We start from the raw sequence: 14,536 nt of genomic DNA on the forward strand, positions 1-14,536 counted from the left end.
ATCATTCTTTATGCGCTGATGTCGATGTAATGGTTAGTTGCGCCGCTGGCAAACCGGCTGCTGTAACCTGTAAAGTGATATTCCCTGCAGCTTTGTCTGCCTTTATGATAGCCAGACACCTACCCTGCCAGGCTTTACGTTGTGGCAATTGATAACTCTCAACACTCATTGGATTGGCATTACCTACACCTGCGATGGAACCGGGACCAACGATCTCAAATTTTACCAGATCATCTGCATTGGGCAACCTGTTACCATCTGCATCGGTCAGCTCAACAGTCACATAACTCAGGTCCTGCCCATCAGCAATGATTTGCTGCCTGTCGGCCGTCAGCTTTATCTGTGCAGCCTTCCCCGCTGTGGACAATATGGCAACTGGAGATTTCTGTTTGCCTTTATACCCAGTTGCTGTTAGTTTTCCCGGGGAATAAGGCACCTGCCATACCGCCATAAAACGATTCTCCCTGCCTGCTTTTCTGCGGCCTAAAGAAACGCCGTTCAGAAATAGCTCCGCTTCTTCATAGGAAGTATATACTGATACTTCCAGCGGCTTTCCTTCATAACCTTCCCAGTTCCAGCTATCCCGGGCGTCATACCATTCCCAGTGACTCCATTCTACTTTATGGGTATTTGTATCAAAAGAAGGCTTTGGTGGTTTTACAAAGAGAGAGATCTGATCAGGTTTCCAAAGTACATCACGGTAGTATGACTGCGGACGTTTCCATCCGCAGATATCAATATCACCACAATAAGCCAGATTCCAGGGATAAAAACCCTGATGTTGCATATATCCCAACCATCCAATACTGGCCTCCCCGATATAATCAAAAGCCGTCCAGACAAAATCACCAATCACCCAGGGATGATCTGCAACAGCCATCCAGTAATCATAAGCTTCTATGGCAAAAGATTCTGTAGCCATCATCACGCGCTGTGGAACGCGTTCATGGTCTTTCACGTATTGATCACGGGCATAGTTATAACCGGCAATGTCCAGTGTTGATAAGAAAGCATCCTTATCCGGGGCAATACCATTTACACCGCAGGTAATGAAACGTGTTGTATCTATACTGCGGATATGATCCCGCAGCATACCCGCTACCTTTGCTACTTCCGGCTTCTCACGATGAGGGATCTCATTTCCTGTGCTCCACATAATGATGGAGGGATGATTACGGTCACGATATACCATGCTTTCTATATCACGTTTCCACCAGTCATCAAAATACAGGTGGTAGTCCTCCGGATTCTTACCATCCTTCCAGGTATCAAAAGCCTCATCTATCACCAGCATACCTAAGCGATCACAGGCATCTAGGAAAGCAGGTGAAGGCGGGTTGTGTGAACAGCGGATCGCATTGTACCCACTGGCCTTCAGCAATGAGACTTTACGCTCTTCTGCCCTGTCATATGCCTTTGCGCCCAATGGCCCGTTATCATGATGCACACAACCTCCTTTCAGCTTGATTGTTTTACCATTAAGCTGAAAGCCTTTTTGTGCATCCACGGCAATTGTGCGGATACCAAAGGAGGTAGTAATACTATCCTTCAGCTGATCACCAACATATATCTGTGAGATGGCTTTATACAATACCGGCGACTCAACAGACCAAAGCGCGGGAGATTTCACTGTAATAAGTTGTTGCAGTACCGTATCCTTCCCTGCCTGTACCTGTTGCTGCCCCTTATGTTCTGCCACCACTTTCCCTTTTTCATCTGACAAGCGTGTAACCACAGTAGCAGTGACAGCTGCCCCTGTTTCATTCTGTAATGTTGTATTGACGTTGACTGTTGCTGCACTGTTATTCACCAGGGGCGTAGTAATATAAGTACCCCATTGAGCCACATGCACCGGTTCCAACGCTTTGAGCCACACATGCCGGTAAATACCCGATCCTGCATACCAGCGACTGTTCTCTCCTTCATTCCTTACCTTTACTACCAACAGGTTCTCCTTTCCAAATCTTACATGCGGCGTAACATCATACCAGAAAGCAGTATACCCGTAAGGATGTTTACCCAGTTTCTTTCCATTGATCCACACCTGCGCATTCATATACACACCATCAAACTGAATGATGATGCGCTTACCATGTTGCCCAACAGGCATAACAAAATGCTTGCGGTACCAGCCACTGCCTCCGGTAGTAAATCCGCCACTCACCTGGCTGAGCGCCCCCTTATTAAAAGGAGAAACAGTTCCGGGCAGGTCTTCAATACTCCAGTCATGTGGTAATGATACCTTACGCCAGTCGGCATCATTGAATAAAGTATCTTCTGCTCCCTGTGCAGCGCCCCGCCAGAAAAGCCAGTTATCGTCAAACAACTGTACACGTTGTGCTGTCAGCTTCGTACTGCACAGCAAACAAGTGAATAATCCTATCAGCAGACGGCTCATCATCATTTATCTTTCGTGAAATTAAGTGTGCTTTTACCAAGATCTTTGGAAGTTGCTACTGCAATACCACGTTGGTCTTTCTTATTGACCGCACAATAGAAATGATAGACAACTCCCTTGTAAGAAATAACAAAAGACTTATGGGCAAAGCGGCCATCATAATCTTCTGTTGAATTGATCAGGTCTTCCCCATACCAGTCAGACCAGTGTACCAGGTCGTAAGAACAGGCGAAGCGATTAAAGGCTGTAGGTCTGTTCTTCCAGAATGCACCGAAATAAAACATCACCCATACATTATGCATACGCTGTATCACGGCATCTCCGGTAATACCGGTATAATGGTCCAACACAGGCTGATTGAAATATCTTTTCCAGTGTTCCATATCATCAGATACCGCCATACCAATACGTTCCTTTCCCCGCTTAGGATTCAGACTATCCCCTTTGGCATTGTAGTACATCACAAAAGGATAACCTGTAGTTTTTGTCTTATCCCATATTACAGAGCTTTTGTAAATGGTGTTATTCTCCCACCAGCCAGCATTGCTATCTGTCGCCATTAAGGCAGGTTTATCAAAGCGATACCACTCATGCGGCTTAGTGGTCTTTTTAGGGGTGTTAGCAATACCGATAGATAACAGGCCCTGTTCATATCCTGTCCTGGCGCCACCGATATATGTCATCCAATGTTTATTCCTGAACGACTGCCATTTGTAGTTACCACCCCACTCATAATCCTGTAGGGAAATATACCCTGCCCGCTGATTCACATCCCACAAAGTGGTGCTATCAGCAAATGACATCATTTTTCCTTTTGTCTTCCAGTGGAGCAGGTCTTTGCTTACCGCCAGCCATGTTTCATACCCGCGGCCATCATACATGATATATACCATATACCATTTCCCTCCCTTACGGAATATGCTGGGGCAATCCAGCTTCTTACTGTCATCCGGCGGAGTCATCACCATGCCGTACTTGTAAGGCGTTTTAATCTCATGATAGATTTTCTCCATTATGGTTGCAGGCACACGGTCAACAGTCATCATCTTCTCCCGCTGCAGCTGTACCGGCCCTAACAATCCCGCTTCCAGCAACGGAACATTCTGCAGACGTAAGGGAGCAGTAGTATGTGTAATACGCTGTGCCACCGGCAAAGCAGTATCCCCGATCAGGCGGTTAGCCCAGGTATTTGTTACAGCGACAGATAATTCATTCTTTCCTTCACGTAAGCCTGGTGTGATATCCACACGGTAAGGATACGTCCATGCTACACCACAGTTGATACCATTCACGGTAACCTCTGCCATATTGGCTACACGCCCCAGATCAAGGAAGACGCGGGATAAAGTATCCTGCTTGTCCAGGGACCATTCAAAACTTTGCTTGTATGTTGCTGTACCTGAATAATAACGTATCTGCGGAGAAGCATGCTTCGTCCAGTCTGTCAGCTCATTGAACATAAGCGGAGCTTCAGGACCACCTGCCGTTGTATCAAACTTCACTTCCCATTGACCATTCAATGTTCCTATGGTTTCCAACATCTGCCAGTTAACTGCCCTATGCATTTCCTTTGCTCCTGTTGCTTTACGAAAGACAATAAAAATGCTACCATTAGCTGATAATTGCAATTGCAGGTTTGTACGCCCATCCTGCAATGCCCAGTCTGTAGCCATACGCTGTTCACCTGTTACCGGGTCCCACAATTCGGGCAACCTGCCGGTTGTACGGAAAGACATATTCACCATGCGTTCCATCTCCGCCTGATTAGACACAAAATAAATATCATAGTCAGGGGAGCTGCGATGTGTCCATGCAATAGCCTTAGCTCTTTTACCTGATGGTTCTTTCACCAGCAGGTCCGGCAACAATCCTATTACATCAAATGAAGCTGCTTTCCAGGGACCTTGTATCACACCTTCATTACCTAAAGTGATAACACTATCCGGTGCTTCGAGAGATCTGACAGGCCCGTTCACTAGTATAGTTGCTCCTTCATTCAGTAATCTTCTGAGATGGAATACCGTTTCGCGGGATAATAAATTGCCTTCAGGAGACATAGCCATCGTACCGGGCAACACCAGCAGCCGGTATATGGCTCCTCCCGGCAACACGATATTGCCGTTCTTCACTGTTGCGAGCCGCAATAAGGCATCTTTATTAAATGAATCATAATTGTATCCATGCAATGCATCCACCCAAACAGCAGGATCTGTAATATTCGCAGAAGCAGTCACCCCAGCAGGCATTTCCTGCAAAGGACCACCCCTGTTGGCCATACGCTGCGATTCCATATAGACCATGCTATCCCCGAAAAGACCAGGTAATACGCTTATCAATCTTTCAGGCAATACTGCCCTGCGTGGTATCTCTTCTCCGGTGAATACTGCAACATCTGCCACCGGACGTCCCTGCTGCAATAAGGCCTGACAGCGCTGTGCATAGGATACCCATGCCCTGCCTGGTTTCCACCAGGTCTGGTTACGCTGAAAATAGAGACCTATGCCATCCAGTGTCATACCAGGACGCTGATCTGTCCAGGGGTTATGTGCAAACACATGGTACACCAGTTTATTAATTCCTAATGCATAATTGCGGTCAGCCAGTGTCTTCAGCATACCAGGATATTCATCCCAGCGCATACGCAATTCTGTAAATGCCTCTGCCTGCACGATCTGTTTGCCGTATATATGCGCTCCGGAAATAGCGTCCAGCATATCATTGGGTTTATCATGCGTAGGGCTTCTCAACCAGTATTCTCCCATCGGGATATCGGCTGACTGATAATGCTGCATGCCATCTCCGGTCATAGTAGGTGCTACACTTTCTGCACTGAACGTACATCCATGTGCATGTGCTAATGCTGCCAGCGTATCATAAAAGTGCTGTTTTACTAATTCCGTGATCGTAGTTCTTACATCGTGCAGGAAGTATTCAGCTGTTTGTGTGTTCTGTACAGGATATCCTGCCATGGCCGGCAGATAACGCAAGAGATCATAACCACGACGCTTGCTAAACTCTTCCCTGAAATGGGATGACCAGTTCTGACTACCACATTCCCAGCTGTCCACATGAAAAACCTTCAATACGCTGTCTGCCAGTTGTGGCCCTATCCTGCGGACAGTTTCTCCAAACCAGTGATCAAACTGTACACGTACTGCGGCACTATTAAACTTGTCACATTCCAGTCCCGCGCCTACGCCACCGGTAGCATTGGTATGCCCTGTAGAGGTATGCCCTATGCGCAGAATTGTCCAGTTACCCGCAGGCGCTTTCCAGTGAAGTTTACCTTTTGTGTCCACCAGCGCAGTGAGATCTGCTATTTTATCAAGGGGAATACAATCTTTATCAGGGATCTGTTGTGTTGTGGTATAAGGGCTGATGCGCCATACAGCGCCACTCTTACCTTCAAACTGGTGAATACGCGGCTGATCTGAAAGGAGCAGTCCTGTTATCTTCAGACTTTGCTTCCATTTGGCGGCATCCAGGTCTTCCGCCCCAGGCTCCGATCCTTCCTTATCGTAAGAAAAGCGGAAGAAACGGGCCGTTACCGGCGTAATAGCATGTGTAACTGGCGCGTCAGTATCCTGCCAGCCGTGGCGCGGAGCATCGAGCTTAGCGGCGGGCCTGAAATCAATTCCATTATCGCTTACTGAAATACGCAGGCGGTGCGCCTGGTAATTATTACCATTAGTACGTACTGTCACTGCATAACAGGTGAAAGGCCGTTCATACGCATACTGGATCCAGCAAGGGTCCTGGCTGCGGAAACTTTCCTTATTCGCGGGCACAGTGAGGAACTGACCATTAACGCCTGGTTGACTGGTACTTACAACAGGCGTTTGTTTATCTACCGGTAAGGAAGGGAATGCCAGCACAGCAATGTCTCTGTAGTACTTTTCGTTAGTTTCGGGTTGAGGTAAAGTGTCATTGAATACAGTGTTCCCTTTTACTGAGGTAGCTGTCCATACTACTTTCTGCATAGATAATTCCGGTGTGATCCAGGGACCTCCGGCCAAAGCAAAACCATCACTTACATGCATTCCCAGCTGCAGCCCCAGTCTCCCGGCCTCACTATGTGCAAAGCGTACCATATCCCACCAGGCAGGACTTAACTGTTCTACCGGCGGATTGATAAAAGGCGGGTTCGCTTTTCCTTTAATAGGCATCAGATATGCACCTCCAATGCCTGCTTCCTTCATTGCTTCCAGATCGGCGGTGATCCCCGCACGGCTCACACTGGCATGCATCCAGTACCAGAACACCCAGGGCTTCGCACTGGCAGGAGGTTGCCTGAATATGCTGTCCAGGTATTGATCCTGTGCCATACCAGCTTTTACAGAAATACAAAAAATGATCAGAAAGAAATATCGCTTCATAAAAATCGTACGGATGCCATGCAAGCATCTATGGGTTGACTAATATTCATTTTGTGAAAAAATTCCTGGCTGGCAAGACCATTAACACTTCCTGCAGACAGACCTTTCCCGGCGGAGTGTTGACATACCGGCTGCATCTTTACTGAAATACAGACTTCATATAAGCCGCATTCGCACTGAAGTTCTTCTTTACATTCCGGGGATCATTCGCATCCCGGGAACGTTCTATTACCAGCCACCCACTCCAGTGCATCTTGTCCAGCGTGCGCTTCACCTCCTTCATATTGATGCGCGGATTGTTCTGCAACCATACACCATCTGTATCAGTGCAATGGATCTGACAGATGCGTTTAGCGCCCAGGGCCTTTAATTCCTGGTGCAGATCACGTCCTGCCTGCAGGGCATTGGAAAAATTGAAATAACTCTTTACTGCAGGAGAACCTGTTTCATCCAGCAACTTTACTTCCTCAGTAGCTGGCAGTGCTGTTTCCACCCCAATGATCACACCTGCCTTTTCTGCGTTCGCGCCCACAGTTTTTAACCGCTGCACGATCACCGGCCACAGTTCAGGACGTTTTACCAGATCGCACTGCACACCCAGAGGCAGAAAGGCAATTTTCACATTCATCTGCACCATGGTATCGATACAATCCTGTACCATCTTTTCCACTTCAGCTTCCGGTCTTTCTGCAAAAGATTGTGCGTAAAAGCCTGACATAGCAATAGAGCTGATCGCTATACTGAGCGACTTAGACGTATCCAGGAATTGTTGGCGTACAACAGGATCAGATAGTTTACTATCAAAGGTCGGACGGTTGCCCAATCCTCCCATATCTACTTCCACGCCATCAGCACCGATATCCTTTGTAAGCTGAAAAGCGCCTAATTTCTGACGTTTCAGGATCATCCAGTCACATACCGCCACCCGGTATCTTGGGTCTTTTTTAAAGGCTGCCAGCACCATTTCCGGTAGTAATAATCCTCCTGCCAGTAAAGCGGCGTTGCCCAGGAAGCGACGTCTGCCAGTTTTCCCCATCATGGCCATTGCTCATTATTTATAGGTTTCAATTCAAGAGCACGCGGATCTATCTTCACGTGCCTGATCCTTTGCCTGCGCCAGGTATACACTACATGAACGTAACCATCAGCAGTCTGTATCACGGAAGGATAAGAATACTGGCTTACCGGTGATCCTTCCAGCACCAGGGCAGCAGACCAGTGGATACCATCATCAGACACGGCCACATTCAATGGCGTACGTGCTCCTTTTGATTTACCAGCTGGCGTCTTTACATGATTGTACACCAGCAACTGTCTGCCATCTGCAAGCGTTACCGCATCTGTACCGGAGTTGTTGTTAGGCAGTGCAGTAGCGCTGAGCGGAGACCAGGTTTTACCATTATCTTCCGACCATGACTGCACAATCACACCTTCCTTACTTCTGCAGAGTATCTGTAATTTGCCATTGCCATGCTTCAATACGCCTGGCTGAATAACATTGAATGTCTTACCATCATTGATAGGACCACGCATTGTCCAGGTCTTACCTCCATCAGTAGTACATTCAAAATGTACTTTCCAACCTTTTCCTTCGGTACTCGACGGACAAAGCAACTCACCATTGTCCAGCAGAACAGGTTTGTTCTTTACCGGTCCCAGAAAGCCTTCTGGCAATGCCTGTGCAGCTGACCATGTCAGTCCGCCGTCGGCGGATGTTTTCATCCAGCCTTTCCATGCTCCTACATTTTTCCCGGTTTTATAGAATAGCTGTAATGCGCCGCCCGGCACCTGGTATAATACAGGGTTCCAACAGGCTACACGTTCTGTATCCGACATGATACCATTCGCTACTTCTACGGGTTTTGTCCATTTATTACCCGCTTTACGACTCACCCAGATTCCTACATCAGGGTTTCTTTCTTTTGTACCGCCAAACCATGCTGCTATCAGTCCATTGGGCGTTTCAGCCAGTGTAGCTGCATGGCTTTCAGGGAAAGGGGCTGTTTCAAAGATGAACTCATCTTCCACAATACCTTTCTTCCAGGGCAGTTGCAGATCGGAAGTAAACACATAATCACCCGACCCGATCTTATATACAGCCCTATCACCCTCCATTCTCAGGAAGCTGATATCTTTCATGCTGGTAATGGGATTTCCACCCTCCTGTATACCCGCCACAGCACGAGCGGGTATATACACGGAGGCAGTGGTATTCACAGGAATGGAGATCTTCCACGTAAATTTGTCGATATCCTTTTTCCAGCTGCTATGTACCACACCATGCATAGTATGGAAAGATGCATTCACGTAGTCAAGGCCAGGAACCAGTACAGGCTTCATCTCCAATTGACTATATCCAGGTGCACCGCTTTTAATACCCGCAATATCCTCATACAACCATACCAGCAGGTCTCCCAACAGCATCACGTGATTGTGTGAATTCATAGCAGGAGCAGCGGTATTACCATTCCATAATTCCCAGATAGTAGTGGCACCATTCTCCACCATGTATCCCCAGCCCGGATAATCCCTGTCTGCCGCTATCTGGTAGGCAATATCTGGTCTGCCACTATGAGTAAGACCGCGCATCAACCACTGTGTACCAATAAGCCCGGTGCTGATATGACCATCATACTTCAACAGCGTGCTGTCTGTAATATGTTTAAAGACCTGACTGCGGACGCCTGTGGGTACCATGTCGAATGAAAGCGGCAGCAGATTGGCTGTTACCGTATTATTGCCGTAATGATCTGTATGCAGGAAACGATTATTAAAAGCAGTCTTAATACTATCTGCCCTTGCTTTAAACATCACTACATCAGATGGCTGATGCAACAATCCGGCAAACCTTGCCATCATATTCAGATAGTGATAATAGTAGGCTGTTGCAATGAGTGCACCGTCTGTAATACGGGAAGAATCTTTAGTATGGATCAGCTGTTTGGATTCAGGTGGTACACACCAGTCGCCATACTTGTCTTTCGTCATAATACCATCCACCAGGTATTTTGTTTTCATGTAATGCAGCCATTGTTTCATGGATGCATAGTGCCTCGCAATGGGCTGCAGATCTCCATACTGGTCATAAAGCGTATTGGCGATCATCAGGTAAGTACCCGGCCAGGTCATATTATCAGAGTAATAGTTCCAGTAGGCGGGAGCCACGTCCGGTATAGCACCTTCTTTGGTTTGCGACTGTTCAATATCATCCAGCCATTTGGCATATAACTTCGCATTATCAAACAGAAAGCTTTCTCCATAAGCACCTGTAGCGCGATCTCCTAACCAGGGCATACGCTCATTGCGCTGCGGGCAATCCAATGGCATCCCCTTATAATTGCCAAGGATACCCCAGTATGCATTTTTATAAATACTGTTGATAGTGGGATCAGATGTTTCAAATGTACCAGTATGCGCCAGATCATCACTGATCACCTGTCCTTCGAGGTCGCTCTTTTCCAGCTTTCCCGGATAACCGCTGATCTCCGCGTAACGGAATCCGTGATACACAAAAGCGGGCGACCAGGTCTCTTCCCCCTCTCCTTTCAAAGTATAGATGTCTGTCACTTTCGCATCACGAAGATTGTCCGTATAAAGACTACCATCAGCCTTCAGCGTTTCTGCAAAACGCATAACTACCTGCTGTCCTTTTTTCCCTTTTACTTTCAACTGCAACCAACCCACCATATTCTGCCCCATGTCCACAATATATACACCTGATTGTTTCTCTTTAACAGACAGAGGACGTAACCTGTCAACGATCCGCATAGGCTCATTCATCTGCGCCTGTAATATACCAGCAGGTGCAGGTACGACTTCTACCTGCTGCCAGCTCTTATCATTAAAGCCTGCAGCATTCCATCCCGGCGTCTCTTTATTTGCATCATATTCTTCTCCATCATATTCATTGTTTGTTCTGACAGGTCCATCAGCAGTTAGCTTCCAACTTGCATCACTGGCAATAACATCCCGCGCTCCATCTGCATACACCACTTCCAGCTGCAACAATAACCGGGGATAACCAAAGGTGGTGATCTTATGTGGTTTATATGCCTGCCGCATAGTAAAAAAGCGTCCATTGCCTAATACAGCACCGATCACATTTTCACCCTTCTGCAAAGCACTGGTAACATCATAGGTATTATACTTCACTGTCTTACGGAAATCAGTTGGCGATTGCGACAGCACTGCCGTACTGGTACGTTTTCCGTTTATATATAATTCATATGAGCCCGGTCCTGCCACATAGACCATAGCACGCTTAACAGGTTGCTTAACTGTAAATGATTTACGGTAATAGCGGGCTGACAAACGGGAAAACTTAGTATGGGCACTATCCCAGGCAAAGCTGGTATCTGCACCTATCCATCTGGCTTTCCAATCGGACTTATTCAGTAGTCCCATGCTCCATAAGCCGACATTACTCCATTCAGATTCACCGGCAGTTGTCCACACTCTCACTTTCCAGTAACACTGCTGACGGCTTTGTAATACTTTACCATTGTAGGATATATGAATGCTATTCCGGGAGATCATCTTTCCTGAATTCCAAAGATCCGCCTGATTGGCAGCCAGCTTTTCAGGAGTAGATGCCACCAGGATCTGGTAGGCGGTCTGCATGATATTACGGCCTGTACCAGTTATCTCCCAACTGAGGTGGGGACGGACAGCATCAATACCCTCCGGATTGACAAGCATCTCACAACGGAGATATTGCAGAGATACAGCGCCTGACTTAGATACAACAAGCCTATCGTACGGGAAATTGGCTATTATTGTCTGAGTAATACCAATCGTCAATAATATATAAACGAATGCACGCATTATAGTTCAGCTGTTTTGAGGGACCTTATATAAAATTTCGCCGTACGGAATTCCTGTTCGCCGGCCTGCTTCAGATCATAGTCCTGGTCAGCAGGTGTATCCGCATCAGGGAAATGTCTTGGCTCACCGGTACGGAATACAATTCTTTCCAGTTTATCCACAGGCGCAAACATTAAACTGGTCAATACATCTTTTCCATTTACATTAATAGTGTAAATGCGATTTTTAGTATTAATAGTGAGACGCACGTTATACACACTGTCCGGTACATATTTCATGAAGTTCTTAAACCTGGCTCCTGCCTTCGCTTTAAAAACACTATCAGCATCAAATACTAACCTGAGCCCTGGCGTTCCCATCCCATCCTGTAATTCGACGTGTAAACAACCATGATCATTTTGCTCAGCCTTCACTATAAATGACACGGCCAGCTTTGAAGAAGCAGGAAATAGTCTTTCTGCCTTCGCATAATCAAAAGGATCTTTATCTTCCAGCACCAGCTGAGGTTCTCCATTTGTGGCAGGCGTTCCATTAGATAAATGTGCATCTATAGGTACTACTCCGATAGACACGGGCGCCCAGCGCGGACTATAGATATTCCAGTCTTTCAACGCAGTAGCCGGCTTCATTTCCGGGAACACATCATTCACATGCGCAGGTGCTTTATCCACAACAGGTACCGGTATTACAGATACCCAGATATCTTCCTTATTCATGCTGTAAGTAATCCACAAATTGCTATCAGATGGTGTACCATTCCCTTCCTCTATTCCCCGCACATACTGCGGACCATAAGATTTATAATTACCACCATACCGCATTGGAGTGATTTCCCCATTCACCAGCAGTAGATTTGTATAATCTATTCCATCCTGGCTTACAGACAAGGCCAGCGGCCAGCGATATTCAGAAGGATTGTACACTGTTACATATCTTCTATCGGCAGTACGTTGTCCCCAGATCTTGGCATTACTGTTCACAAATCCTGGCGCACGTGCTACTGTTCCCCATGTACGTCCTTCATCCTTACTCATGCTTGTCAATGCATTCTTCCATAAACCAACTACTCGTCCATCCGGCAGGTGATAGTAACAGAATGCCTTGTATTCCTTATGTATAGGGATCAGTGGATCATCTCTATCTGCCTCTTCATTCCATTGCTGCATCATTAGGGGAGTAGCGAGCAATTCATCACAGGCAGTCACAAATCCCTTATCCTTATTGTTGATGTAAAAAGGAAATGACGTATTATCCTTATTCCACTTTTTATTATACCTGATAAAATAAATAGGCCCAAACTTCCCATCAGGCAGTATCTCTCTCACCACACGACCTATTCCATTCCCATCATTCGGGTCATCCTTTGCATCCAGGCAAATGCCATAATAACCTAATGCCAGCAGCCTGTTGCTCTTTGACACATAAAATCCCATCCGCTGGTGCATCACTGCCATCAGGTCTTTCGCCACACCTGGATGTCCTTCCTTCATAGTACCATCAGGCACCTTATAGGGAGGGAACAACAACACGGGCATTCCCCAGTTGTAACCATCCTGAGAAGAAAGTAAAAGCGTCTGTCCGGGAGGTATACTTTCTCCTTTCTCATCACTCAGGTATTCCACATAAAAGCGCTTATTCCAGTACGCCAGCATAGGTGCATGATTGTAAGTCCATCCCATATTATCTCCCAACTCCGGATGTTCCCTATTAGCGCGCATGATCTGTATGCTATGTACTCCCATGGCCGGGCGCAATTGTCCATGGTGATAGTCTACATTCACTAATGTATTACCTGTATAGCGGATACTTTCCTGTGCTTTAGCAACAGTACCTAAGAATAAACTCAAAATGCATATCGTTGCACTCTTCCTCATGTCGGTCATTTGATCTGATTCAATATTTTCCGGCGAACTTTAAACACAGTTCCATGCTTATGTCCTGCGGGCACCCTGATCTGCCCGGTGATGTCTTTAAAGTTGTGAAAGTCTGTTGTACTAACAGCACCATATCTCTTATTCCCATAATCATCATAATAGATCAACCACTCATTGCCGTTCTTCAATACAGTGGGTCCCTCAGTCAGCTTACCGGTAAATGCAGCAGAAGCCGTACTATAAGGTCCTAAAGGATGTTTAGCAAAAGCAAGTTTGAGATCCCTCTCATTCCGTGTATTGTCTTTCAATACCAGGGTATAATCCTGTATACCTGTCTTCACGATCACAGCATCTATCACACTAAAACCCGGATCAAGGAACAACTTCGCAGGAGAGAACGTTTTGAAATCTTTGGTAACCGTATAATACATCCTGTGATTATTATTCTCCTCTTCTATCCCTTTCTCAAAACGCCCGGGTAAACAAGATGCCCAGATGATAATAAACTGTTTTTCCTCGTCATCATAATACAACTCGGGCGCCCAGACATTTACAGTAGTAGGTTCATGCTCCATAACAGGGATGAACTGTTGCGGTTTCCAGTGCTGCAGGTCTCTTGAGTAAGTGTATCCGAATCCCTTATCACCTTTCCAGCTGGTAGTCCATACAAGATGGAATGTACCATCAGGGCCTTTCACAATACTGGGATCCCGCATGATCTTATCCTTGCCTACTACCGGGGTTAAAAAGCTATTGGGCAAGCTACCCCATTTATAACCGTCGTAGCTATATAGGAAGTGCAATCCGTCTTTACCTGGCTCACGGAATGAGGTGAACATGTAGACCTCTTTTCGTGAGCGACACGCAAACAATGTGAATGCAAATATGTATATGATGAATTGTTTCATTTAAAACGGGAATTTCAATTGATCATCCTTCGCGCCCCTCGGGGGGGACATGAATCCCCAGGGTTATCGCCCCGGGCAACAAACACCCAACTTCTAACGGAGTTGGTGCTGACGACAGGACGCCCACCAATCATCAACACCCCGGAAGCGTATTCC

Annotated in this window: 6 protein-coding genes; all 6 read right to left on the bottom strand. The window is 46.6% G+C overall.

Translation table 11 applies throughout. The features are described 5' to 3' along the window. Position 1: 1 nt before the first annotated feature. The gene (locus F3I09_RS10265; protein ID WP_223233201.1) at positions 2–2,404 is read right to left on the bottom strand and encodes a glycoside hydrolase family 2 TIM barrel-domain containing protein; all 2,403 of its coding nucleotides are present in this window, start codon (positions 2,402–2,404) and stop codon (positions 2–4) included. After that, on the bottom strand, positions 2,401–6,723 hold the full coding sequence (locus F3I09_RS10270; RefSeq protein ID WP_223233202.1) for a glycosyl hydrolase: 4,323 nt from the start codon (positions 6,721–6,723) through the stop codon (positions 2,401–2,403). Before F3I09_RS10270 ends, F3I09_RS10265 begins: the two co-directional genes overlap by 4 nt. A 190-nt stretch (positions 6,724–6,913) precedes the next feature. Continuing rightward, positions 6,914–7,813 carry a sugar phosphate isomerase/epimerase gene (locus tag F3I09_RS10275; protein WP_223233203.1) on the bottom strand — a complete coding sequence of 300 codons (900 nt, stop codon included), beginning with the start codon at positions 7,811–7,813 and terminating at the stop codon, positions 6,914–6,916. After that, positions 7,810–11,598, bottom strand: a complete 3,789-nt coding sequence (locus tag F3I09_RS10280; RefSeq protein WP_149694963.1) for a family 78 glycoside hydrolase catalytic domain — start codon at positions 11,596–11,598, stop codon at positions 7,810–7,812. Before F3I09_RS10280 ends, F3I09_RS10275 begins: the two co-directional genes overlap by 4 nt. Next, the gene (locus F3I09_RS10285) at positions 11,598–13,445 is read right to left on the bottom strand and encodes an exo-alpha-sialidase (RefSeq protein WP_223233204.1); all 1,848 of its coding nucleotides are present in this window, start codon (positions 13,443–13,445) and stop codon (positions 11,598–11,600) included. The genes F3I09_RS10280 and F3I09_RS10285 overlap by 1 nt, the downstream gene beginning before the upstream one ends. A 32-nt stretch (positions 13,446–13,477) precedes the next feature. After that, positions 13,478–14,311 carry a glycoside hydrolase family 43 protein gene (locus F3I09_RS10290; protein WP_223233205.1) on the bottom strand — a complete coding sequence of 278 codons (834 nt, stop codon included), beginning with the start codon at positions 14,309–14,311 and terminating at the stop codon, positions 13,478–13,480. Between the last annotated feature and the right edge of the window lie 225 nt (positions 14,312–14,536).

This window comes from Chitinophaga sp. CF418 (assembly GCF_900142925.1).
Lineage (GTDB): Bacteria > Bacteroidota > Bacteroidia > Chitinophagales > Chitinophagaceae > Chitinophaga.

Bases quoted from the DNA above. Each gene is read 5' to 3' on its own strand.
- F3I09_RS10265 (WP_223233201.1), bottom strand. From the start codon at position 2,404: ATGATGATGAGCCGTCTGCTGATAGGATTATTCACTTGTTTGCTGTGC.
- F3I09_RS10270 (WP_223233202.1), bottom strand. From the start codon at position 6,723: ATGGCACAGGATCAATACCTGGACAGCATATTCAGGCAACCTCCTGCC.
- F3I09_RS10275 (WP_223233203.1), bottom strand. From the start codon at position 7,813: ATGATGGGGAAAACTGGCAGACGTCGCTTCCTGGGCAACGCCGCTTTA.
- F3I09_RS10280 (WP_149694963.1), bottom strand. From the start codon at position 11,598: ATGCGTGCATTCGTTTATATATTATTGACGATTGGTATTACTCAGACA.
- F3I09_RS10290 (WP_223233205.1), bottom strand. From the start codon at position 14,311: ATGTTCACCTCATTCCGTGAGCCAGGTAAAGACGGATTGCACTTCCTA.